The following is a 24,736-nucleotide window of genomic DNA, read 5'->3' on the forward strand; positions in this document are numbered from 1 at the left end:
TTTTTGGGTTTGACAGTGACTATTTTCGGGAGCACCATAGCACGAGTTAAGTGATAGCCCACCCTACGGTTAAGGGAACCCATGACCCCCATTCTCAGCACGCAAGACCTCGTGCTCCGCAAGGGCGACACCCCGGAAAACTTCGACATCGGCCGGGGGTTGACCCTGCTGAACACGCGACGAGAGTCCTATTCAACCCTGCTCAGCCTCGCGCTGGCAGGGCGCTTCAACCCGCACTCCGGCACGATCCTCCTCGACGGGGAGGAAACCTCCACGCGCCAGCGCTTCAAGCAAGTCGCGCTCGCGGGCGTGACCGAGATTGACGGGCTGGACCGCCTCGTGCGCATCCGAGACGTGGTGCGCGAGCAGATTGCGTGGTCGCAGAGCTTCTTCGCCCGCACACCGCACACGTCCGAGGCCATCAAGTCCCACGAGCACGTTGAGAAATGGCTGGAGCCGTTGCAGCTGGAAGACATCGACCTGACGGCGCACGTCGGCGACATCGGTCCCACGGACCGTTTCCGCCTACGCGTCCTGCTCGCGCTGATTTCGCGCCCGGACGCGAAGATGCTGATCGTGGACGATGTGGACCAGGTGCGCAAGATGGACATCCGCCGCAAGCTGCTGGATGATCTGCGCGGGGTCGCGGTGCACCTGCCCGTCATGGTGAACACGGTGAATGAGGAGGGGCTATGAGCGGCCTGCACATCGGATCCGACTTCCGGAAGTTCGCCCACGGCAAGCTTCCCCCGCTCGCCATCACGGCGATCTGTCTGCTGCCGCTACTGTTCGGCGGCCTGTTCCCCTGGGCGTACTGGGACCCGCTGGGCAACCTGTACAAGCTGCCCGTCGCGTTGGTGAACTCGGACGAGGGCGACAACGGCCAGCAGGTCGTGGACGAGCTGCTGGAGCAGCGCCCCATGGATTTCCGGGTGGTCAGCGCCGAGGAGGCCCAAGAGGGCATCGCCGACGGCACCTACTACCTGGGCCTAGAGATCCCCACAGACTTCTCCGACGCTGTGACCAGCGTGAAGGAGGAGGACCCGCACTCGGCGAAGATCAACATCACGCTGAACGAGACCAACGGCTTCATCCCCACCATGCTGGGCGAGAAGGCCGCGGAGGCCATCGGTTCCGCGGTGTCGAATTCCGTGGGCAGCAAGGTGGTGGAGCAGCTGTTTGTGGGCATTAACACGCTCTCGGATGGCGTGCATAAGGCCGCCGACGGCGCCGAACAGTTGGACGAGGGCGCGACCAAAGCACACGACGGCTCGGAGAAGCTCGACGAGGGCGGCACGCAGCTCGACGACGGCATCCAGCAGCTCAACGACAAGGTGCAGCAGATGCCGGACGCGGTGACCAAGCTCGACGGTGGCGTCGCGCGTCTGCAGGACGGCGCAATCCAGCTCAACGACGGCATCACCACCGCTTCCGGCGGCGCCGACCAGCTCTCCGACGGCCTGACTCAGCTGCAGGCGGGTACGCAGCAGCTTGGCGACGGCGCCACGCAGATCGCCGGCGGCGTAGACAAAATCGCCGGCTTTGCGGGCAAGATCAACGAGCTGCAGGCCGCGTTGGACGACATCAACGCGAACCTGAATAACGTGATCGCGGACCTGGACCGCTCCCCTATCCCGGGCAGCAAGGAATTGGCGGACCAGGCGCGCGGCGTGCAGCTGCAGATCAACGCCGGGCCGCTGCAGGCAGTGACGGAAAACAACCTGGTCGGCCAGCTGATGCAGCTGCAGGCCGGCGCGCACGAGCTGGCGACCCAGCTGTCGGACCCGAGCGCGAAGTACCGCGGCGGCGTGGACAGCGCCGTCGAGGGCGCCAAAACGCTTGCCGACGGCCTGAAGCGCCTGCAGGAGGGCTCCGGCACCCTGCTCGCCGGCGTGACCACGCTGAAGGACGGCACGGGCAAGCTGGTCGTGGCGGCGAACACCGCCACGGACGCCACCTCGCGCTTGGCCGCCGGCTCGAACCAGCTGGTGGTGGGTCTGGGCGACCTCAACGACGGCCTGGTCAAGCTCTCCGACGGCACCGGCGAGCTCTCCATGAGCCTGTCCGACGGCGCCGAAAAGGCCCCAAGCTGGGAGGGTGAGCGCCTGAACAAGGCCATCGACGCAGCCGCGGACCCGGTGCACACCGAGAACGTCGGCGACGGCGTGACTTTCTTCGGCAAGGGCTTAAGCCCGTTCTTCCTGTCGCTGTCGCTGTGGTTCGGCGTGCTGATTATGTACATGATCATGCCGCCGTTTAGCCGCCGCGCGATCGACTCGGGCACCAACCCGCTGCGCGTGCTGCTGTACACGATGATCCCGTCGTTCATCATCGGCTTCTTCCAGTCCGTCGCCCTGTGGATCATGCAGACGTTCATCCTGGACGTCGAGCCACTGCACCCGCTGTCACTGCTCGGCGTGCTGGTGCTGGTGTCCTGGGTGTTCGTCACCGCGATCATGGCCCTGAACACCGCGCTGGGCCCCGCCCCTGGGCGCCTGGCCACCATGGCGCTGATGTCGCTGCAGCTGGTCGCGTCGAACGGTTTGTACCCGCCGGAGGTGCAGCCCGAGTTCATCCAGTGGGTGCACAGCTGGGACCCGATGCGTTACTCGGTGGATTTGGTGCGCTACGCGCTGTTCGGCACCCCGTCCTACGACCCGCGCATGTGGACCGCCGTGACCGTGCTGCTGTTCGTCGGCGCGATGTCCGTGGCCATCTCCTGCGTGGCACTGTACGCCCGGCGGACCTGGCACATGAAGGACCTCCACCCCGAGCTGTCCGTTTAACCCCTAACATGGGCGGGGCACAATATTTCCCAATAGATCGAAGGACCCCGCCCATGTTTCTGAAGAAGTCCAACAAGGACAAGATCAACCTGCGTCTCCCGTCCGCCGCGCTGCGCATCCCCACCGGCGCCCTGATCCTGAACTCCGGCCTGGGCAAGTTCCAGGTGGACAAGGAGGGTGCAGAAGGCCTGCGCGATATGGCTACCGACGGCATCCCGCAGCTCGGCCAGGTCGACGCCGAAACGTTCGCCACCGGCCTTGCCTCCGCTGAAACCGCCCTCGGTGCGGCGCTTCTGTGCCCGCTGATCCCGAACCGCCTGGCCGGCTTGGGCCTGACCGCGTTCGGTGCCGGCCTGCTTTCCATGTACTTCGGTAACGACCAGTACACCGAGGACGACGGCATCCGCCCGTCCAGTGCAGGCCTTGCCATTGCGAAGGACTCCTGGCTCGTGGGCATCGGCCTGGCGTTGGCCGCCCTGCCGCGAAAGTAGCCGCCACGCGCGCTGCCCACCCCGTGCCCGCCATGCAGGCGCCTGGCACGAGGTTTTCGCGTTCCTGGGTGGGTGGCGGTGGCACGGTGCTAGATGCTTACCCCAGGATGCTTATTTATCGGGACTGTTGCGGGGTGGAGCCGGTGGTTCGTCGAGAAGTAAGCATCCTGGGGTAAGCATGAGGCAAGAGTAATGCCCACCAGGGTGAACCTGGTGGGCATTAGCTCTTCGGGGGCTTAGTTCTCCTTGTTGGAGGAGCCTTCAGCCTGGTCCTCAGCCTTGTCGTTGGACTTGTTGTCCGACTTGCCGGAGGAGCCGTTCATCAGCGTCTCGCTGCCGGTCGCCTTGCCGAGCATGTAGGAGGAGGTGTACTCCTCCGCACCGCAGGCGCGCATGACGCCGTCGACTGCCAGCAGACCCAGGGTGATAGCACCCAGGGCACCAGCTGCCATGCCGATCATCTGCGGGTTCTCGATGGAGAACGCGCCCTGGATGCCAGCCGCGCGCTGTGCACGGTCCTCGTTGTAGATGCCCAGGCCCTGCTGGATACGGTTGTTCGCGTCCTGGATAGCCGCGTTGATCTGCGCGGAGACACCCTCCAGGCCCGGGATCTGGACCTGGGACAGGATGCCCAGCGGGATAGCCAGCAGCAGCGGAGCGGTCAGGCCCACGATGCCGGCGATGCACTTGCCGTCGAGCTCGGAGGAGCCCTTCTGCTCGACGCGGGTGCCGCTCTCAACGTTGACGTTGATCTCGATCTCGCGCTCGCCGTAGGCCTGTCCATCCGGACCGACCAGGAGGTAGGTCGCCTTGTAGGTGCCGTCCTCAAGGTCCTTGCGCGGAACCAGGGTGACGCCCTCGTCAGTGATCTTGACGTCCTCGAAGTACTCCTCGCCCTTGGTGAAGATGAGCTTGTCAACGTTCTCCGGGAAGGTGACGTTGACCGGGGAGTCGTTCTTGATGCTGGTGTCGATGACAATCGGCAGGTCGTTGTTCTCGCTGATCACATTGCCCTCGGCGGTGCGGGTGCCCTCCGGGTAGACGGCGTAGTAGATGGTGCGGACCAGGTCGCCGTTGGAGTTGCGCTCCTCGGCACGGACCACCTTGCCTGCGGAGCCCTTCTTCGCGGTCAGCTCGACGGAACCGCCGTTGTCCTTGAGGCCAACCAGGTCGTTGCCGCTAACAACGACAACCTTGTTGCCCTCGTCCAGCTTCTTCAGCTCCTTGGCGTCGCCCTCGATGAGGAAGTCGGTCTGCTGACGTGCACCGGTGGTCTTGGATTCGACGACCTCCAGCTTGTAGCGGTTGATCTCCTCGCCCGCCTTGTTGTACTCGACAACAATGCCGGTCTCGCCGACCTTGTCAGCCCTCGGACGCAGGACCCACTGGCCGTTCCTCTCCTCCGGTGCTTCGAACGCGTCAGCGCCCTTGATCACCTGGAACTTGTTCTCCTCCTTGACCAGGGTGGCCTGGAACTCGGTGGAGGTGGAGATCTTGTAGGAGAACAGGCCGTTGCGCTTCGGCTCGACCAGAGTGATCTCGTACTGTGCGTACGCGCCACGCTTGTCGCTGACCTGGATCAGGGCCTTGCCAGCCTTGTCCTTGCCGGTGACGATGATCTTGTCGCCGTCGCGCGTGACATCCACGAACTCCTCGCCCTCGAGGACCTCGACCTTCTCGCCGTCCTCAGACGCGATGGTGGCCTTGGCGTTCCAGCCCATGGTGGTGTTCTCCGGGGTCACCTCAGCGCTGCGGCCCGGGGTGATCTCGAAGGTGTAGCGCTCGAAGACGTAGCCGTCGTCGGAGACGTTCTCGATGACCAGGGTGCCCTTGGCGTCGCGCTTCGGGGTCACCTTGATCTCGGAGGCGTCCTTCTCCGGCTGCTCAGCCAGCAGGTCGCCGCCCTTGACGATGCGGAACTTGTTGCCGTAGAGCTTCAGCTCGTTATCCGCGGTGATGGTGTAGTCCATCTCGCGGACCGGGGACGGCTCGACGGTGTAGGTGTAGGTCTTGACCGGCAACGGCTTCTCGCCGTCGGGAGTCTTGGCGTACTCCACGACCTTGACGATGCGGGTCTCACCTTCCGGAACCGGCTTGAACTTCAGCTTGAGGTTGTCCTTGTCGCCGAGCTCGGAGCCGTCAGCGCCCTCGGTGAGGTACTCGCTGCCCTCGACGACCTCGAGCCAGTTGAAGTCCTTGGTGCCGCGGGAGATCTCGACGGTCGCGCGGTCGTTGACCTCGCGGTCGACGGCCTGGTTCTCAACATCTTGCTCAGACTGCGGCTCGATGTCGACGATCCAGACGGCGACCAAACGGCCGTTCTCGTCCTTGATGTGGACGGTCGCCTGACCACCATTCGGGTTGGTCGGGGTGACAACCCAGGTGTCGCCCTTCTTCTCAATCTTCGCCACGTCGTCGCCTGCGACGATCTCAGCGGTGTGGTTCTCGATGTACTTGATCTCGAGGGTGTCCGGAGTCTCGGACTTGTACTGGAGATCGCGCTGGGTGATGGTCGGGCCGGAGTTCTTATCCTCAATAAGCTTCAAGGTGTACTTGTACTCGAAGCCGTTCTCGTCGGTGAAGACGATCTCAACATCGCCGGTTGTGCCATCCTTCGGGGTGACAACCCAGACGTCGCCGTCCTTTTCGATGGTGACCATCTGGTCCCCGTTGCCCAGAATCTTGTAGTCGCCGCCGCGGTACTCAATCTTTGCAGTGGAGGTGTTCAGGATCTCGCGGGTGACGTCGAACTTGGAGGTCTTGTTCTCCACGGTGACGATGTTCTCGCGAACCTCGCCGCTGTCCTCGGTGACGCGGACAATGACGTTACCGGTGTAGTTCTCACCGGCCTTGACGGTGACGGTGCCCTTCTCCTCGTCCTTGAGGATCTCAACCTCGCCGTGCTCCGGCTGGATGAGGTTGCCGTCCTTGTCGTAACCCAGACCCCAGTCGATGTCCTCGCCCGGCTTCCACGGGATGGTGGTGATGCGGTCCTCGCTACCAGCATTCAAGGTGTAGAAGAAGTTGTTCACCTTGACGTCGAGGGAATCCTGCACAGCAACGGTATCGGTGACCTTGATGCGGTAGATGTGCTGATTGCCCTTGTCATCGGTGATGAGGATCTCAACCTCACCCTCGCCCTCGAAGTCCTCGCGCGGGGTGATGACAAGCTTGCCGTCCTCAGAGCGCTCGACGATGACAATGTCGGAACCCTTGATGATCTCGAAGGTCCACTTGTTGCCGATCTTCTCCGGCAGCTCGATGACCTTGGACTTTTCGCCATAGGTGAAGCCTGCGAAGTAGTAGTACTCCGAAACTTCCTTAACGCGCTCGTAGTACTTCTCAACGAAGTACTTCTCGACATCGGTGACCGTGGAGGTCGTAGTAGTCGGCTCCGGCGTGATCGTGGAGGTCACGGTCTCGGTCACGGCGGGGTTGGTGGAGGTGACGGTGGTGACCTGCTCCGGACGGGTCACGGTGGTGCCCGGCTCAGTGACGGTGGTGCCCGGCTGCGTCACGGTGGTGCCCGGCTCAGTGACGGTGGTGCCCGGCTGCGTCACGGTGGTAACGACCTCTTGCGGGCGGGTAACCGTGGTGGTTACTGCTGGCAGGGTAGAAGTAACCGTGGTGACAATCCGCTCCGTGGTCTTCGGCGTGGAAGTCTCCTCGCTCGGATCCGGCGTCGGCTTCGGGTTCGGATCCAGACCCGGCTGCGGGACCGGGATCAGGCGCTGGAAGGACTTGTGCGGAACGATGTTGAAGTCGTACTCCAGCGGCACAAGCACGGTGACGTACTCGCCCGGCTTGACGGTCTTAGCAATCTCGGCGTGGCGCTCTTCAAGCTTGTCAAGGTAGTAGCTCGGCTGACCCTTCGGCGCCTGGTGGTGCAAGATGCGGAAACCGGTAAGGTTCTCGAACTGGGTGTTGTGGAACTTAAGTACATCCTCGCGAGCCTGATTCAGGTAGCCCAGCTGGTTGGACAGCAGGGCGCGCAGAATCGCGTTCTTGGCCTTGATGGCGTCTGCTTTGGAGCTGTCGCCCGCTGCGTAGGCTTTGTAGTCCTTCTGCAGTTCCTTCACCACGTTGATGGCCGCGATGTGAACGTCTTTGCTGATGCGGTCACCATCGCCGACGCGACCGGACGCACCGGTGAGCTTCCGCACCTCGTAGTTACCGGTATCCCACGGGTTACCGAGACCCCAGTCGATGCACCAGCCCGGGCCGACACTGGACGGGAGCAGGTCGATCGCCTGGTCCTGCTTCACGGTTTGCTGAAGCATCTGGTCGTAGCGGGCCAGATCTGCGCCGCTGAGCTTCTCGTAGGCGCGGACGATCTGCTGGCTGGAGGTGTTCTCGTTTGCGGCTTCTGCGAGCGGAGCGGATACGACCGCGCCCGTAGCCATAACACCAGTGACCATTGCGGTCATGATGCGCTTTTTCAGGTTTGCGTTATGCAACGTCATAGTCCTTCAACGTCTAGGGAGATATTCGAAGCAGCCTGGAGAGTTCCTGAACACGGACCCCAAAACTGACAGACCCCTATTCAATCGCAATAAACCATCGAAAAGAAGTCCTTATCCCCACTGAAAGCCATAAAAGTCGAGATATTAAGACAAACCTCATATCCCCACCCCGCTGACCTCGATCTTTGTCCAACTTTTAAACACAAATAAATTGAGTGATCTTCACCACAAAAACACCGATTCTCCAAAAATGTGGTGCTGAAATGCCGAAAACCCGGTGCCGAGTTGGCACCGGGTTTCCAGGTTAAAGGCAGGTTTTACTTGGCAGAATCCTGCTCATCGGCGGAGGAAGAGGAGGCCTTCTCATCCTCGTTGTTGTCAGCCTCAGTCTTGGACGGCTTGCCAGAGGAGCCGTACATTAAGAAATCGCTGTCAATTGCCTTACCCAGCTGGTAGGAGGAGGTGGACTCCTCCTGGCCGCAGGCGCGCATGACCTGGTCGACAATCAGCAGGCCGACGGTGATCGCGCCAAGGGCGCCGGCAGCTATGCCAAGCTGCTCGGTGTTGACACCCTGGAACGCGTTCTGGAAACCAGCTGCGCGCTGCGCGCGATCCTCGTTGTAGATGCCCAGGCCGCGCTGGACGCGGTCGTTGGCTTCACGCATAGCGTTGTTGATCTGCGCGGACACGCCCTCCAGGCCCGGGATCTGGACCTGGGAGAGGATGCCCACCGGGATGGCCAGCAGCAACGGTGCAGACAGACCGACCAGGGAGGCAATGCACTTGCCGTCCAGCTCGCTGGAGGAGCCCTGCTCCTGGACTGTCGTGTCCTGCTGGGTGATGTTGATAATCACCTTATCCTTGTCACTGATCTTGCCGTTCTCAACCGGAACCACCATGAGCTTGACGCCGCCGTCGAGGTGTGCACCCGGCAGGACGCGCAGCTTGCCGCCTTCGGTGACCTCGATCTCCTTGCCCGGCTCAAGACGCTTCTTCTTGGTGCAGTCCTCGTTGTAGCAGACGTAGACCTCGACGGAGTTCTCGCCGCCCTTGACGTTGATGTCGATGCCCTTGTCGGGGGTGCCCTTCCAGTCAAGCTGCGGCGGGGTCAGGCCCTCGGACGAGCGGGGGATCTCCATCTCAACCAGGCGGACCGGGTTGCCCTCGGAATCGCGCTCCTCGACCAGGATGGTGCCGTGCTTGTCCTCGGTCGGCTGGATGAACAGCTGACCCTTGGAGTCCGGTGCCGCGTTGGTGATCAGGTCCTTGCCGCGGACGACGTGCAGGGTGTTGTTCTTACCCGGAACAATCTTGTCGTTGATGTCACGCTCGTAAACAACGCGCTCCTCAACGAACTTCAGCGGGGTCGGCTGCGCCACGATCTCGATCGTGTGGCGCTTGACCACCTTGCCGCTCTTGTCCACCTCGACCACGGTGACAGTCTTGCCAACGGAGTCCTTGCCCTTCGGGGTCAGGACCCACTTGCCGGTATTCTCGTCAAACACGACGTTGACGTGCTCCTCACCGTTCTCAACGCGAATCTCGTTCTTGTTGATGCGGGTGATGGTGAAGCTGCCGTCCTCGGTGAGCTTGAAGTTCTGCTCGCGGGACTCGGAGCTGCCACCCTTGCCGTTTGCGCCCGGGACAATGTCGATGTTGTAGATGACGTAGACGCCGCGGTCGTTCTTGACCTTGACCTGGGTTGTGCCCTCAGCGCCATCCTTCGGGGTGACGACGATGGTGTTGCCGTCCTTGGTCACCTCAACGAGAGAATCGTCGGTGACCTCGTAGTCGGAGCCCTCCGGGAGGGTAAGCGTCAGCTTCGAAGAGCCTTCGAGCTTGATGTTCTCCTCGCGCGGGGTGGACGGGGTGACGTCGATGATCCAGCGGTGGAACGGCAGGCCGCGGGAGTTCAGGTTCTCGACGATGACCTGGCCCTCAGCCCCTTCCTTGAAGTACACCGTGCCGTTCTCGATGCGGTCGATGAGGTCCTCGCCCTTGACGATGCGCTGGTTCTTCACCGAGATGTTGAGCTCGTCCTTCGACTCAGCGTCAACCTGCTGCTCTTTAACGTCACCCTTGGTGACGTTAAGGGTCCACTCGGCGACGGTCTTGCCGTTCGGGGACTTCTCGGCAACGACAATCTTGCCCTCGAAGCCCGGGTTCGGCAGCACGCGGAACTTGCCGTCCTCGGTCTTGATCAGGGTGGCGTTGTCCTCGCCCTCGATGATCTCGAAGGTGTTGCCCTCGGTGCCCGGCTTAAACTGAGCGGTGTTGCGGTCCACGAGGTCCTGGGTGAACTTCGGAACCTCGTACTCGGTCTTATCTTCCGGCTTCGCAACGATGGTGTACACGCCGACCAGGACGCGGCCGTCCTTAGCGTTCTCGTCCGGAGCGTAGAGGTTGAAGATGCCGGTGCCGTTGACCTTGTTGTTGATCTTGAAGCCGCCGTCGGTCTTCACGATCTCCCAGTTGGCCTCGTCTCCGCCGGTCTGCTCGAGCTTCCAGTCCTTGCCGGCCTTGACGTCGACAGTCGTGCCCTCTTCGATGAGGTGGGTCTCAACGTCGACCAGGACGTTAGCGCCCGGCTTGATGTCCAGGGTGTAGGTGTAAGTGTTGCCGTCGGCGTCCACAGCCTTGAGTACAACCTTGCCCTCGGCGCCCGGCGTCGGAGTGATGATCCAGAAGCCGTCGCGCTTCTCAATGGACTCGATGAGGTCCTCGCCGGAGACGATCTCCGGCTTGTTCGGGATGTCCGCCTCAATGTCCAGCTTGTAGGAGTTGGCGTTACCGATCACGCGGGTCTGCGTGTACTTGTCGGAAGTGGCGTCGATGTTGAACTCGTAGACGTTCTTGTTGCCCGTCTTCTCGCCCTTGTCGTCCTTTTCAAACACCTCGATCTTGACGTTGCCCTTCAGCACGCCGTCGTTGATCTTGACGTTGAGCTTGCCATCCTTGACCTCGGTGGTGATCAAGCCCCCGCCGGAGACGATCTCGTAGTCCCAGCCGGCCGGGATGTCGATGCTCTGGTTCACGCCGGAAACGCCCACGTTGAAGTAGTGGTTGTTCACGGTGACCTCGCCGGTGGTCTCCACGGTGGTAGACTCGTTGACCACGTCGATGACGTACTCGTGGCGGTTGCCCTCGCTGTCCACGACAACGATGCGGACCTTTCCACTGCCTTTCTTCTTCGGAGTGATCTTGAGGATGGCGGTGCCGTCCTCGCGCACCTCCTTGGTCACCTCAACCAGGCCGTTGGAGCCGTCGACGAAGTCGATCTCCCAGGAGCCCAGATCCTTGACCTCGATCTCCTCGGACTTCTCGCTAAAGCGGAAGTCGAAGGCGTAGGAGAAGTGGCGGAAGTAGCGCTCGACCACCTTGGTGGTGGTCTTCTCCTCACGCTGGGTGCTAGTGACGGTGGTGGACTCAACCTTGGTCTCCGGCGCAGCGGTGACGCTGGTGGTCTCGGTCACGGTCGGACCCGGCGCCACGGTGGTCGTGGTGGAGGTCGACGGCTTCGGCTCTTCCTTCACGTCCGGCTCGAAGCCCTCGAGACCAGGCTGCGCGATGGTGACGATACGCTGGTTGGTCGGCTCCTTGGACAGGTTCTCGTACACGTTGTAGGAACGCGGCAGCAGGATGGTGACGTACTCGCCATCCTTCACGTTCAGGCGGGAGGAAACGGCGTCGTTGAGAGCCAGGTAGTAGTTGGCCTGGCCGGTCTGCTCGAAGTAGCTCTTGCGCACCTCAAAGCCGGTCCACTGCAGGAACTGCTCCTTAGTCACCGGCTTGACGCCCGGAACGTGGACGTTTCGGTTGCCGCCAATCCAACCGCGCAGGGCGTTCAGGGTTTCCTTGTTGTTGGACAGCAGCGCCTGCAGTGCGGTGTTCTTGGCCTTCGCGTCGGCATACTTGCCCTGCTTCAGGTCCGTGAGCATCAGCTTGGTCAGGTTGATGGCTGCGCGTTCAATATCCTCGTCGATCTTGAGATTGCCGCCCATGTCGCCGTTGAAGCCGTAGAAGCCAGAGGTGCCGTCGAGCTTGCGTACCTCATATGCGGTGTTGGCCGTCGGGATAGCCAGGTGGGCGTCGATGCACCAACCCGGGCCGAACGGGGTCTGGTACTGGCCAGCCAGGCGGGCGTTGTCGTCCCACGCCTGCTGCTTGTTGTAGTCAACGACTGCCTGCTCCACAGCGGAGTCGAGGGCAGAGTACTGGCTAGTAATACGCACGTCTGCGTCTGCGGCGGGAGCGACAACGGCTGCGCCACCGAATGCGACTGCACCGGCAACCATCGTTGCCATGATGCGCTTTTTCAGGTTTGCGTTATGCAACGTCATAGTCCTTCAACGTCTAGGGAGATATTCGAAGCAGCCTGGAGAGTTCCTGAACACGGACCCCAAAACTGACAGACCCCTATTCAATCGCAATAAACCATCGAAAAGAAGTCCTTATCCCCACTGAAAGCCATAAAAGTCGAGATATTAAGACAAACTTCATATCTCCACCCCGCTGACCTCGATCTTTGTCCAACTTTTAAACGCAAATAAATTGAGTGATCTTCACCACAAAATCGGCGGTTCCTCCACAAACCAGCGCTCAGTGGTCCAGCGGACCCGAACTTCTGTCGCCGCGCACCCGCTTGAGCACATTCTCAGCGGAAATCAAGCACATGGGCACGCCCACCCCAGGCGTCGTGGTCGCTCCAGCGTACATCAGCGACTCCAACTTCCGGCTCTTGTTGGAGCCGCGCAGAAACGCCGACTGCCGCAGGGTGTGCGCCGGCCCGATCGATCCGCCGGACCAGGCGTTGTAGCGCTCGGCAAAGTCTGCAGGACCGAGCGTTTGCTTTACGACGATCCTCCGGCCCAACCCCGCAACCCCACACCGTGACGCAATCTGCTCAATCGCCGCGTCGGCGATGCGCTGCACCTGTTCCGAGGCCTCGCCTCGATACATGTCGCCGTGGCCCACCGAGGGATCCGCGGGCACCGGCACCAGCACGAACAGGTTCTCGTGGCCGGCGGGTGCGACAGGGGGGTCGGTCGCGGAGGGCTTGGACACGTAGATGGACTGCGACGCCGCCAGTGGCCGGCTGGCAACCGGTCCATTAAATACAGCATCGAAGTCGTCGGACCAGTCGTCGCTGAACAGGAAGTTGTGGTGGGCTAGCTCCGGGATCTCGCCTTGAACGCCCAGCATGACCAGCACCGTGCCCAAGCCGGGGTCCCGCGGGGCGAACCAGGACTCGTCGTAGGTGCGCTTGTCCTTGGGCAGCAGGCGGGTTTCGGTGTGGTGGAGGTCCGCGGCGGAGATGGTCAGGTCGGCGGGGAGCCTTTGGCCGTCGATAAGCATTACGCCCCTGTCCTCGATGGCCGCGACCTCGGCGTTGAAGATAAACCGCGCGCCTTGCTCGACGGCGAGCGCGTAGAGCGCGTCCATGACCGCGGCGAAACCGCCCTGCGGGTACAGCACCCCCTGGGTGAGGTCGGTGTGGCTGAGCAGGTGGTACATGCTCGGCGTGCGGCTCGGGTGCGAGGAAAGGAACACCGACGGGTACGTGAGCATCTGGCGCAGGCGCGTGTCCGTGAAGCGCTTGGCCACGAACCGGTCCAGCGGCTCCGTGAGGTAGCGCGCGAGGCGGGCGTACTGGCCGCGGATGCGCTTCAGGGGCGCCAGGGAGCGGAAGTTGGTGTACAGGAAGTTCTGGATGGCCAGGTCGTAGGTTTCCTCGGCGCTGTCCAGGTATTCGCGGAGCTTGTCACCGGCGCCGGGTTCGATGCTTTCAAAGAGCTTCGCGGCGTTGTCGCGGCCGGAGTGGACGTCGATGGGCTGGCTGGTCTCCGGGAAAAGGCGGTAGGCGGGGGCGAGGGGTTGGAGGTCCAGGAGGTCGTCGGTGCGCTTGCCGAAAAGCCCGAAGAAGTGGTCGAACGCGTCCGGCATGAGGTACCAGCTCGGGCCGGTGTCGAACCGGAAACCGTCGATGGTCTCGTTGCCGGCGCGGCCACCGTGGGTGGGCAGCTTTTCCACCACGGTGGTGTCGATGCCCTCCCGGGCGAGCAGCGCTGCAGTGGCCATGCCGGCCACGCCGGCGCCGATCACGATGGCTGACTTCGGTTGCTGTTTCATGGCTTCCTGGCTTTCGCGAACGCTTTTGCGGTCAGCGCTACTTTGAGGTGGTTGGGCACGCTGATCCTTCTGGTCTGCAGCTCGCTCGCGGGGGTGGCGGCGATGCGTGCGTTGAGCTCCCGAAACAGCGCCTCCGCGGCGGCCACTCCCCCGCGCGCGGCGGGCGGCAGCAGCGGAATGGCGTTGTGGGCGCGGTCGAGCTCGTCGGTGATTTGGCTGGTGAGGGTGGACTTTAGATCGTCGTCAAGCGGGGCGTTAAAGTACGCGCGACCGAGCACACGGCTATCCTCCCCGAGGTCGCGCAGGAAATTGACCTTCTGAAACGCACTGCCGAGCGCGCGGGCGCCCTCCTCCAACTCGCGGCGATGCGGGGTGTCGCGGCCGCGCAGGAAAATGTCCAGGCACATCAAGCCGATCACCTCGGCCGAGCCATATATATAGGTATCCAGCTGTTGCTTTGTGAACGTGGTCTGCGTCAGATCCGCGCGCATGGAGGCGAAAAATGCTCGGACGTGGTCCTCGCTGAGACGGCACTCGCGGAACGTGCGCGCCCACGCGTGCAGCACCGGATCCGTGTGGAATCGGTGGGCCGGGGCGTGCAGCACCTGCTCTTCGTACAGGTCAAGGGCGGTTTCCGGGCACTCGTTAGCCTGGGAGGTAGTGCCGTCCACAATCTCGTCCGCGATGCGCACCACGGCATACAGGTTCCGGATATGCGTGCGCTCCGGCTTCGGGAGCGTGCGCACGGCCAGGGAAAAACTTGTCGAATACTGCGCAATCACCTGCGCCGCCGCCTTGTCCGCCATGGCGTCGAAGCAGGAGAGGTAGGTGTCCACGCCTTGGCAGCTTACCGTGGGCGTGCGACGGGATAGGCCGCATTTCGATTCTCACTTTCGCACTTTGTCTACCTGCTATTTCGGAGTCTCATTCTGACTTTGGTAGAGGAAAGTGCGAAAGTCATTCTCACTTTCACGGTGGAAGTGCGAAGCTTACGTCGCAAAGCAAAAAGCTCCCTCCGTAACCGGAGGGAGCAATCTGTGGAGCATAGGAGAATCGAACTCCTGACATCCTGCTTGCAAAGCAGGTGCTCTACCAACTGAGCTAATGCCCCGCGTACCCAAGGGTACCGTGGGCCTAGCAAGAATCGAACTTGCGACCTCATCGTTATCAGCGATGCGCTCTAACCGACTGAGCTATAGGCCCTTGGAACGAATAGGAATATTACAGAGCACCCACAACAGCTCCAAATCGCCAGCGTAAGGCGCATAAAAGAGCAATTGCTTATCGACGATTCACGCCCCGACAAGCAGGGGTAACAGGCGGGGGTACGCGCGGCAGAAAGTGGTGAACAATCCGGTCTGTCCTGGGATTTTACGTGTCTTTGCTGGTGAGCGGGCGCGTCTTGGGTTCGTGGGGTGGTTCGGCGGAGGCTGATTGGTGAACAATCCGAGCTCATCTGGCCTTGCAAACGTTGAACAATCCGAACCAAGTGTTGAACGATCTTACCTCGGTTTACCTGCGCAAACTCCTTGCATAAAGTCATGGACATCGAAGCAGCCCATGTCCACTACAACGCAAAAAGGAGCAACGAGATGCGCGCACAAACCAAGGCCCTCGCCGCCGCACTTGCAGCAGCCCTCGCCTTCACCGGCCTCCAGCCGGCCGCCGTCGCAGACGCCTCCGCACTCGTTGACCTCCAAGCGGCCGAATACGTCATCGACTCCGACAACGACGGCCTCCCCGACGATTGGGAAACCGAGGGCGTCGTGCTTCACGACGGCACCGAGCTCGCCCTCCCCGACTGGGGTGTCGACCCCAACCGCCCCGACCTGTTCCTCCAGCTCAACTGGATGGAAGCACACAACGGCAAGTCCTTCGCACCGTCCGCGGAGGCCCTGCAGGACATCGTCGACCTCTTCGACGACCACGGCATCGCCCTGCACATCGACGCCGGCGAGACCTACACCAACATCCCCAACTACACCGAGTTCCACGGCGGCGAAACCGTGGCCTACTCCCAGTACTACTTCGCCGACCAGATCACCGGCGTGCGCCTGCTGAAGGACATTGACACCCACCTCGGCGACCGCGCCAACGCCTTCCGCCTGGGCATCATCGGCGACCAGATCGACCGCGGCGACTACACCACCGGCGTTGCCCTCGTCGGCGACAGCGCCTTCTTCGTGGCCAACAACGGCCAGATCGACTCCGACGAGCAACTCCGCAACGCCATCCTCCACGAGTTCGGCCACACCCTAGGCCTGCGCCACAACGGTGCAGCGGACGTCACCCGCAAACTGCCGCGCACCCAGGCCACGCCGGCGGACTACCTGTCCGTGATGAACTACGACCACCAGTTCACCCACTTCAACTACTCCGAGCAGGGCTACACCGCGGAAGGCCCGGACGGCCCCGTCGAGGTGCCCGCCGACTGGGACTCCCTGGTCCTGGACACCCCGCGCATCGGCCGCGACGCCCTCGAGCTCGGCGCCCGCGCCGTCTCCCACGGCGCCGCTCCGGTGGCTGTGGCTTCGGTGGCCGAGCAGGATTCTGAGGCTTCCGCCGAGGCTGCCAAGGCCGCGGGCGTGAACGTCGCCGCGATCATCGGCTCCGTCGTCGCAGCCCTGGCCGTCCTGGGCATCGCGGGTGCAGGTTTCGCCGCCATGAACGGCCTGCTCCCCTTCTAGGTTCCCAGTGCCGCCAACGCCCCGGTTCCTCCGGGGCGATTTTCGTTGGTGCCGACCAATAGTTGGGGCCACCGGAATTGTCCGCAATGCGGAGTCCGCAAGCGAGGGAGAGCGGAAATGGCGAAGTCGATACCTTGAGGTCGATAGTTGCTGGTCAGAGCTTTTCGACGGAAAACCGCCGGAACAGGGCTCAACCCTGCGACCAGGAACTATCGACATCGAGGTATCGACATGGGGGTTTTGGAGCCGGGACCCCCTACTTGGCCCGGTTGGACATGGTGAAGCTGACGCCGCCGACCAGGTCCGCGATGGCGTTGTACATGACCACCGTCAGCGGGGCCATGATCACTTGGAACAGGAAGCCCACCAGGCCGAACAGGCCCGCGGCGGACATCGCCAGTTTCATGTCCACCACCTGGTCGCCGCCGACGCCGCCGATCAGCGAATTCACTGAATCCACCACCCCGGCGCGCTCCAGCCCGTAGTAGACCAGCACGCAGGCGGCCATCCAGGCGATGAAGCCCAGAAAGGCCAGCAGCGTTACCACTTTGAAGGTGGAGCCGGCGCCGATGTGGCGCACTGTCACTTTGCGGACGGCCACGGGCTACTCCTTGTCCTCGCCTGCGGAGGCGGAGCTGTCGTCGCTAAGCGCCTGCTCGATGGTCTTCTGCCCGGTGGCGACTGCGGTGGCTTCCTCCTCGCCTTCGTCCTCGACGTTGCGGTCGATGGCCAGAAGATCGACGCCGTCGGCGAGGTCCACCAACCGCACGCCCATAGTCGCGCGCGAGGACGGGCGGATCTGGTTGACCTCGGTGCGGATCACGCCGCCGGCGGAGGTGATGGCGAAGATCTGGTCATCCTCGGCGACGGAGAGCGCACCGATGAGCTTGCCGCGCTTCGGGCTGTACTTGAAGGTCATCACGCCCATGCCGCCGCGGCCCTGCGCGTTGTATTCCTCGATGGCGGTGCGCTTGCCGTAGCCGCCGGAAGTGGCCACGAGCAGGTACTCGCCGTCCTTGGCCACTGTCATGGCCAGCAGCTGGTCGTCGCCCTTAAAGCGCATGCCCTTCACGCCGGCGGTGGCGCGGCCCATGGGGCGCAGCTGCTCGTCGTCGGCGGAGAAGCGGATGGACTGGCCCTGCTCGGACACGAGTAGCAGGTCGTCGTCCTCGCCGACGAGGGAAGCGCCGATGAGCGCGTCGCCTTCGTTGAGGTTGATGGCGATCAGGCCGGCGGAGCGGGCGGACTCGTAGTCGGTGAGGCGGGACTTCTTCACGCGGCCGTCGCGGGTGGCCAGCACCAGGTAGGGGGCGTCCTCGTAGGTCTGGATTTGGATGATCTGGGCGATCTTCTCTTCCGGCTGGAATTCCAGCAGGTTGGCCACGTGCTGGCCGCGGGCGGTGCGGCCCGCTTCCGGCAGTTCGTAGGCCTTGAGGCGGTAGACGCGGCCGAAGTTGGTGAAGAACAGGATCCAGTCGTGGGTAGAGCAGATGAAGAAGTTCTTCACCACGTCGTCCTGCTTCAGCTCAGCGCCGCGCACGCCCTTGCCGCCGCGCTTCTGGCTCTTGTAGGCGTCGACCTTGGTGCGCTTGGCGTAGCCGGTGGAGGTGATGGTGACCACCACGTTTTCGCGGGCGATGAGGTCTTCCTCGGTGACGTCGCCTGTTGCGGCGACGATCTGGGTGCGGCGCTCATCGCCATACTTATCGACGATCTCCTTGAGCTCGTCGCCGACAATCGCGCGCTGACGCTCCGGCTTGGCCAGGATGTCCTTGTAGTCCGCGATCTGTTCCTCGATGGCGGCTAGGTCGTCGATGATCTTCTGGCGCTCCAGGGCGGCGAGGCGGCGCAGCTGCATGGCCAGGATCTCGTTGGCCTGGATTTCGTCGACGTCGAGCAGGTCGATCAGGCCCTGGCGGGCGTCGTCCACGGTCGGCGAGCGGCGGATCAGGGCGATGACCTCGTCCAGCATGTCCAGCGCCTTGACCAGGCCGCGGAGGATGTGGGCGCGCTTTTCGGCTTCGTCCAGGCGGTACTGGGTGCGGCGGACGATGACTTCGATCTGGTGCTTGACGTAGAAGCGCAGCATCTGGTCCAGGCGCAGGGTGCGCGGGACCCCGTCGACAATGCTGAGCATGTTGGCGGAGAAGTTCGTCTCCAGCGCCGAGTGCTTGTACAGGTTGTTCAGCACCACGCGCGGCACAGCGTCGCGCTTCAGCGTGACCACGATGCGCATGCCCACGCGGTCGGAGGACTCGTCCTCAATCTTGGAGATGCCCACCATCTTGCCGGCGGTGACCTGCTCGGCGATGTTGTGGATGAAGTTGTCCGGGTTGACCTGGTACGGCAGCTCGGTGATGGTGATGACCTGGCGGTTGCCAATCTCCTCGATCTCGGTCACGCCGCGCATGCGGATGGAGCCGCGGCCGGTGGTGTAGGCGTCCTTGATGCCCTGGTCGCCCACGATCAAACCTGCCGTGGGGAAGTCCGGGCCCTTCACGCGTTCCATCACGGCGTCGAGGGTTTCCTTCTCCTCGGCGTCATGGTTGTCCAGGATCCAGTAGATCGCCTCCGCCAGCTCGTTGAGGTTGTGCGGCGGGATGTTGGTGGCCATGCCCACCGCAATACCGTTGGAACCGTTCATCAAAAGGTTCGGCACGCGCGACGGCAGGACGGTCGGCTCCTGGGTCTTGGAGTCGAAGTTCGGCGCGAAGTCCACAGAGTTCTCGCGGATGTCGCGGACCATCTCCATGGCGATCGGGGTGAGCTTGCACTCCGTGTAACGCATCGCGGCCGGGCCGTCGTTGCCCGGCGAGCCGAAGTTGCCCTGGCCGTCCACGAGCGGGTAGCGCATCGCCCACGGCTGCGCCATGCGCACCAGGGTGTCGTAGATGGCGCTGTCGCCGTGCGGGTGGTAGTTACTCATGGTTTCGCCGACGGCCTTCACGCTCTTGACGTAGGAGCGCTCGGGGCGGAAACCGGCGTCGTACATCGCGTAGATCACGCGGCGGTGCACGGGCTTCATGCCGTCGCGCACCTCGGGGAGCGCGCGACCCACGATCACGCTCATGGCGTAATCGATGTAGCTGGTCTGCATCTCCTCGTTGATGTCGATTGGTTGAATGCGGTCCAAGCCGCCAGTGGTGTCATCAGCCATGTGATTGAGTCTAGCGGGCTTCTCCGGGTTTTCCCGGTTGTGGCGTGGTATCAAAGTGGTATGGCTATGACGCTCCGCTTGACCGCAGACGAGGACAAGGCGCTCGTGCTTTTGGCTTCAGCATGGGGATGCTCGAAGCAGGAGGCCGCGCGCCGTGCGGTAGTTACCGCAGCATCGCGATTGCTTGACGACGCCCACGTCACCGACCTCGCCCGCTCCCTCATCCCCACCTACGCCAGTATGGAATCCCGGATCCGTCAGGCCCGGTCATGAGGGGTTTTTCCAGCGAGCAGCTCCTGGCCGTCGCCGACGAGTACTGCGCCTTTCACGGCTGCCACGTCCGTTCCTTCGCAGCCCTGGCGGTCAGCGCCGCCGTCCCCGGCGCCCGTTTCCACGGCGTGCCGGTTTTCGACAGCGTGGAGGCGGCCGCTGCTGCGCTGGCCGAAACCATCCGGGCGCTGCAGCCCCTGTCCGGGGCCAACGCTGGGTTCGCGGACATCGCCGCCGAGGTGTACCGGCGCTGGGCCGAGTGAAGTTTTGTAAAAGTCGGCCGATCGGGGCGCGCCGATGTCGATACCTGCAGGTCGCGCCCAGGCGCCTCGCCGAGTTTTGCAAAATCAGATGAAGCCGTCTTTCCGAAGGAGCGCTTCTGTCACCGCAGGGATTGAACGCAGCGTGCCAGTGGCGAAACGCAGCGGGCGGATCTGCAACAACTGGAGTTCGATGTTGATCTCGGCGTCCTTGACCCGCTGCTGCTTGGTCCAGTGGTGGATGCCGTCGTACATGAAGCCGTACCGGGGCTCCACCAGAGCAGCATCAAGGGTGGTGACCAGTCTGTTTCGTTTCCGCACTGGCAGCTGCTCCCGGAAGGTGAAGCCGTGTTTGCCGGCGAGTCTTGCCAGAATCAGTCGCATTTCGGTTTCTTTCGGGGAGTCCGCCACGGCGCTTGAGGAGCTGATGACGGAGGCTAACCATCGGTCGTCGATAAGCTTGTGCCCTGCAAGAACCAGAGACTCTGGGGTGACGGCAAGAAACCGACGGACAGCGTCCACGAGCTGCACGGCCCTGACGAAGACAGGATCGTCCTCGACCGTCTCAACCTCCCACCCCGCCTCTCCGCGGCGGAGCGCCTTCAACGCCTGGATTGTCGCCAGTGGGGGCGTTGCCAGCTGCACAACCTCGCCGTTGAAGAACACGCGCCAGACGTCCTGAGGTTTGGGGCTGCCGCGAACCATTCCCGGACTTGTGCTGTTGGCCAGGACTTTCCGGCCGATTTTGGGGTTGATGAGGACGGTGTCGCACATGTCTACCAGCGTGGGAAGGCCGAACAACGCCAACGCCCCGAAACCGGACAGGGTTGTCCCTGGGTGAGACAGTGCGTGTGCGGCGGCGCGGCAACTCGCGGGGACGCGGTAGACCACGCGCCTGGGATGAGAGGCTGCCGCCGCCGCAGCAATGGGGCCTGGGATGAGCATGTCTGTGGGCACGGAAAAGTACTGGTTGACCGGGTGCGCCGGCAATCCGGGCAGGGGATCCCGCATGATCGCGTGCCCAACAGTGATGTTCATACCGTTGTAAAGTCCCATACCTTTTGGACGGTGAAAGCGCCGGTTTGGATCCCTTGACGGGCAAAATTTTCGGAAGTCTTGCAAAAGTCGGCGAGAACCCCTCCCCCGACCTGGGATTATCTACCTGGGCACCCGGCGGACGGACGAGTTTTACAAAATCCGCCCAGTACAAGGCCCGCACAATCCCCCACCGCCTAACATGTTCCCCATGAAGAAAACTGTTGCGGCGCTGGCGGCCGCCGCCCTGCTCGCCGCCCCCTCCCCCGCGTTTGCGCAGGACACGGCCATTTCGCAGCTGTCCTCGGCGAGCTCGAAGGGGTCGTCCAAGCCGAACTACTACCCGGACTACGACAAGGACGTGAACCCGCCAGAGAAGCGCGCGCTGGAGGGGTCCTACACGGGCTCGGCGCCGATTTCTCTGGCTATCGCTTTTGCCGCGACGGCGGTGACTGTGCAGCTCATCGTCGATTTCGTGCCGCAGGCGCGCGAGGCGGTGGACAACCTGGCGGAGCAGTTTAATCTGACGCATGTGCCGGGCTCGTCGGAAGGCAATCGCCTGATTCCTGCGAAGGAAATCACGGCGTTTGTGCAGTCCTACGCGGACCAGTACCTGCCGAAGCTCCAGGGGTACCTCCCCCAGCGTTAGCTCCACCACACAGCTGTGTTACGGTTGTGCCCGTTGTGGTTGCAGTAAACCCACGAGAGGTACTGCGGTGGAAGAGCTGCAACCGAAAACGGCCGGTCCCGCACCGGCCGTTTTTCCCGTTAAACTAGCCCGCATGACTGATCTTTCCCAGCTGCTCGACGCAGCCAAGCGTCCCCAGGTCGTCCAGGAGCTCACCTCCCTGGTGGACGACACCGTCGCCCGCCAGTCTGGCCTCACCGGCATGGCCCTGAAGTCCGCCGTCGCCGCAGGTAAGAAGGCCGACGCGGACGCCATTTCCAAGGGTGTGAACAAGTTCCTCCCGCAGATCGTCGAGGAGCTCAACCCCTACTGGTCCGCCTACCAGGCCAGCGGCCAGCAGGGCTTCGGCGAGTTCCTCTCCGGCCGCGAGGACGACGTGGTTAAGGCGATGCTCGACGCTGGCGACAAGGAGGCGGATTCCATGCCCGGCGCCATCAAGAAGGTGTACTCCACGCTGCGCGGCAAGGCCGCGAAGATCGTGGGCCCGTCGTTGCCGCAGCTCGGCGAGATCGTGGAGCGTTTTGCTTAGCGACGTCTAAAGTCGCCAACGCCCCAGCGAAACCATTCGTCGGGGCGTTGTCAGATTTTACGGGCGCTTACACGTCCAGGAAGCGCACGTCCTTCGCCTTGCGGGTGATGAAGCTGCGGCGGGCCGCAACGTCGTCACCCATGAGGATGGAGAACAGCTCGTCGGCACGCTGGGCGTCTTCGAGTTCGACCTTGCGCAGGATGCGGGTGTCCGGATCCAGGGTGGTCTCCCACAACTCTTTGGCGTTCATCTCGCCCAGGCCCTTGTAGCGCTGGATGCCGTCGTCGGTGTTGATCTTGCGGCCGGCCTCCAGGCCTTCCGCAAGCAGCTCGTCGCGCTGGCGGTCGGAGAACGCGTAGCCCGGCTCGCCCTTGCCCCACTTCAGCTTGTACAGCGGCGGGTTGGCCAAGAAGACGTGGCCGTTTTCCACCAGCTCCGGCATGAAGCGGAACAGCAGGGTCAGAAGCAGGGTGGCGATGTGCTGGCCGTCCACGTCGGCGTCGGCCATCAGCACGATCTTGTGGTAGCGCAACTTGGCGATGTCGAACTCGTCGTTGATGCCGGTGCCCAGCGCGGTGATGATGGCCTGGACCTCGGCGTTTTTCAGCACGCGGTCCATGCGGGCCTTCTCCACGTTCAGGATCTTGCCGCGCAGCGGCAGGATGGCCTGGTACATGGAGTCGCGGCCGCCCTTGGCGGAGCCGCCTGCAGAGTCGCCCTCCACGATGAACAGCTCGGACTTCTGCGGGTCCTTGGAGCGGCAGTCCGCGAGCTTGCCGGGCAGGCCGCCCAGGTCGGTGGCGGACTTGCGGCGCACCAGGTCGCGGGCCTTGCGGGCCGCCTGGCGGGCCTGCGAGGACGCCACGGCCTTGTTCACGATGACCTTGGCTTCCGCCGGGTTGGCGTCGAACCAGTCGGAGATGTTCTCGTTCACCGCGCGCTGGACAAAGCCCTTGACCTCGGTGTTGCCCAGCTTGGTCTTGGTCTGGCCCTCAAACTGCGGGTCTGCCACGCGCACGGAGACGACGGCGGCGAGGCCCTCGCGGCAGTCGTCGCCAGTAAGGTTCGGCTCCTTGTCCTTGAGCAGCTTGTGGTCGCGCGCATAGCGGTTCATCAAGCTGGTCAGCGCGGCGCGGAAGCCCTCCTCGTGGGTGCCGCCCTCGTGGGTGTTAATCGTGTTGGCGAACGTGTGCACAGATTCCTTGAAGGAACCGTTCCACTGCATCGCCACCTCGGCCTCCAGGCCGTCGCCCTTCTGGTCGAAGCCGATGATGGTGGGGTGGATCGCCGTCTTCGACTTATTCAGGTACTTGACGTAGTCCACCAGGCCGTCCGGGTAGTAGAAGGTGACCTTCTTCTCGCGCTTCTTCTTCACGTCCGGGGCAACCTCGTCGCCGGCTTCCACCGGGTCGCCGTCGCCGTCCTGGTCCACCTCGGCGGCGTCGACGGTCTCGGTGGTGTCGTCGAACGAGTCGCCGTCGATAGCCGCTGCGGTGTCGCCCTCCTCGGCGATGGCCTCGAGCTCAAGCTCCTCGTCGGTGACGCGCTGGTCCGTCAGCGTGATGGTCAGGCCCTTGTTCAGGAAGGCCATCTCCTGCAGGCGGCGCGAGATGGTGTCGTAGTTGAAATCGACGGTCTCGAAGATTTCCGCGTCCGGCCAGAAACGGACGGTGGTGCCGGTGCCGCGGGCGTTGCCGCCCTCCTCCAGCTCGTCCGGCACCGCCATATTGAAGCGCTGGTACCAGTGCTTGCCGTCGCGCTTGATGTCCGCCTCAACCCGGGTGGACAGCGCGTTGACCACGGAAATGCCCACACCGTGCAGGCCGCCGGAGACCGCGTAGGACTCCGAGTCGAACTTGCCGCCGGCGTGCAGCTGGGTCATGACCACCTGCACCGTCGGGGCGCCGGACGGGTGCATCTCCACCGGGATGCCGCGGCCGTTGTCCACGACCTGGACGCCGCCGTCTTCAAGCAGGGTGACGTCGACGCGGTCGGCGTAGCCCGCCATCGCCTCATCGACCGAGTTGTCCACGACCTCCCACACCAGGTGGTGCAGGCCGCGCACACCGGTCGAGCCGATGTACATGCCCGGGCGCTTGCGCACCGCCTCGAGGCCTTCGAGGATGGTGATCGATGACGCGTCGTAATGGGGTTGCTGCTCTGCCACTTTCGGGAAGCTCCTCCATGCGTGAATGTGGGCCGAATGTGTAATTCAGGCCCGTTGAACCTGTCCCATATTAC

At 63.1% G+C, this 24,736-nt stretch carries 16 protein-coding genes and 2 tRNA genes; 8 read left to right on the forward strand and 10 right to left on the reverse strand.

Going from position 1 to position 24,736, the window contains the following annotated elements; genetic code table 11:
* The first annotated feature begins 81 nt into the window (after positions 1-81).
* From QP996_RS02075 to QP996_RS02085, 3 genes are read left to right on the forward strand one after another with little or no spacing between them, the layout of a single operon-like run.
* On the forward strand, positions 82-696 hold the full coding sequence (locus QP996_RS02075) for an ATP-binding cassette domain-containing protein (protein ID WP_284870983.1): 615 nt from the start codon (positions 82-84) through the stop codon (positions 694-696).
* A complete protein-coding gene (locus tag QP996_RS02080; RefSeq protein ID WP_284870984.1) occupies positions 693-2,786 on the forward strand; it encodes a YhgE/Pip family protein in 2,094 nt (697 codons plus the stop codon). The genes QP996_RS02075 and QP996_RS02080 overlap by 4 nt, the downstream gene beginning before the upstream one ends.
* Positions 2,787-2,839: 53 nt before the next feature.
* Entirely contained in the window at positions 2,840-3,277 is a 438-nt protein-coding gene (locus tag QP996_RS02085) for a hypothetical protein (RefSeq protein WP_284870985.1), read from the forward strand.
* 236 nt (positions 3,278-3,513) lie between these two features.
* Here the strand turns inward: QP996_RS02085 and QP996_RS02090 are convergent, their stop codons facing one another.
* The 6 genes from QP996_RS02090 to QP996_RS02115 form a co-directional block, all read right to left on the reverse strand.
* Complete coding sequence (locus QP996_RS02090) at positions 3,514-7,734, reverse strand: hypothetical protein (RefSeq protein WP_284870986.1); 4,221 nt, start codon at positions 7,732-7,734, stop codon at positions 3,514-3,516.
* Positions 7,735-8,057: 323 nt separating this feature from the next.
* On the reverse strand, positions 8,058-12,074 hold the full coding sequence (locus QP996_RS02095; RefSeq protein ID WP_284870987.1) for a hypothetical protein: 4,017 nt from the start codon (positions 12,072-12,074) through the stop codon (positions 8,058-8,060).
* 265 nt (positions 12,075-12,339) lie between these two features.
* The gene (gene crtI / locus QP996_RS02100) at positions 12,340-13,869 is read right to left on the reverse strand and encodes a phytoene desaturase family protein (RefSeq protein ID WP_284870988.1); all 1,530 of its coding nucleotides are present in this window, start codon (positions 13,867-13,869) and stop codon (positions 12,340-12,342) included.
* Positions 13,866-14,675: a phytoene/squalene synthase family protein gene (locus QP996_RS02105; RefSeq protein ID WP_284871129.1), complete on the reverse strand. Its 810-nt coding sequence runs from the start codon at positions 14,673-14,675 to the stop codon at positions 13,866-13,868. Before QP996_RS02105 ends, crtI begins: the two co-directional genes overlap by 4 nt.
* A 232-nt stretch (positions 14,676-14,907) precedes the next feature.
* A tRNA-Ala gene (locus QP996_RS02110) sits at positions 14,908-14,980 on the reverse strand.
* 18 nt (positions 14,981-14,998) lie between these two features.
* Positions 14,999-15,072 (reverse strand) — tRNA-Ile (locus QP996_RS02115).
* 389 nt (positions 15,073-15,461) lie between these two features.
* Here QP996_RS02115 and QP996_RS02120 point away from each other — a divergent pair.
* Positions 15,462-16,556, forward strand: coding sequence for a zinc-dependent metalloprotease (locus QP996_RS02120; RefSeq protein WP_284870989.1), 1,095 nt, complete (start codon positions 15,462-15,464; stop codon positions 16,554-16,556).
* A 256-nt stretch (positions 16,557-16,812) separates the two neighbouring features.
* On the opposite strand, the gene QP996_RS02125 is transcribed toward QP996_RS02120, so the two are convergent.
* Complete coding sequence (locus tag QP996_RS02125) at positions 16,813-17,157, reverse strand: DUF3566 domain-containing protein (RefSeq protein WP_284870990.1); 345 nt, start codon at positions 17,155-17,157, stop codon at positions 16,813-16,815.
* Positions 17,158-17,160: 3 nt separating this feature from the next.
* Positions 17,161-19,713 carry a DNA gyrase subunit A gene (gene gyrA, locus QP996_RS02130; protein ID WP_284870991.1) on the reverse strand — a complete coding sequence of 851 codons (2,553 nt, stop codon included), beginning with the start codon at positions 19,711-19,713 and terminating at the stop codon, positions 17,161-17,163.
* A gap of 60 nt (positions 19,714-19,773) precedes the next feature.
* On the opposite strand from gyrA, the gene QP996_RS02135 reads away from it, so the two are divergent.
* Positions 19,774-19,986: a CopG family transcriptional regulator gene (locus QP996_RS02135; RefSeq protein ID WP_284870992.1), complete on the forward strand. Its 213-nt coding sequence runs from the start codon at positions 19,774-19,776 to the stop codon at positions 19,984-19,986.
* Positions 19,983-20,246: a TetR family transcriptional regulator gene (locus tag QP996_RS02140; protein WP_284870993.1), complete on the forward strand. Its 264-nt coding sequence runs from the start codon at positions 19,983-19,985 to the stop codon at positions 20,244-20,246. The genes QP996_RS02135 and QP996_RS02140 overlap by 4 nt, the downstream gene beginning before the upstream one ends.
* 84 nt (positions 20,247-20,330) lie before the next feature.
* On the opposite strand, the gene QP996_RS02145 is transcribed toward QP996_RS02140, so the two are convergent.
* On the reverse strand, positions 20,331-21,281 hold the full coding sequence (locus QP996_RS02145; RefSeq protein ID WP_284870994.1) for a putative endonuclease domain-containing protein: 951 nt from the start codon (positions 21,279-21,281) through the stop codon (positions 20,331-20,333).
* Positions 21,282-21,489: 208 nt separating this feature from the next.
* Between QP996_RS02145 and QP996_RS02150 the strand changes: the two genes are divergently transcribed.
* Complete coding sequence (locus tag QP996_RS02150; RefSeq protein ID WP_284870995.1) at positions 21,490-21,927, forward strand: hypothetical protein; 438 nt, start codon at positions 21,490-21,492, stop codon at positions 21,925-21,927.
* Positions 21,928-22,060: 133 nt separating this feature from the next.
* Positions 22,061-22,495, forward strand: coding sequence for a DUF6918 family protein (locus QP996_RS02155; protein ID WP_284870996.1), 435 nt, complete (start codon positions 22,061-22,063; stop codon positions 22,493-22,495).
* A 67-nt stretch (positions 22,496-22,562) separates the two neighbouring features.
* Here the strand turns inward: QP996_RS02155 and gyrB are convergent, their stop codons facing one another.
* Entirely contained in the window at positions 22,563-24,662 is a 2,100-nt protein-coding gene (gyrB, locus tag QP996_RS02160) for a DNA topoisomerase (ATP-hydrolyzing) subunit B (RefSeq protein WP_284870997.1), read from the reverse strand.
* Positions 24,663-24,736 lie beyond the last annotated feature (74 nt).

The sequence above is a fragment of the Corynebacterium sp. MSK008 genome, assembly GCF_030232585.1.
Lineage (GTDB): Bacteria > Actinomycetota > Actinomycetes > Mycobacteriales > Mycobacteriaceae > Corynebacterium.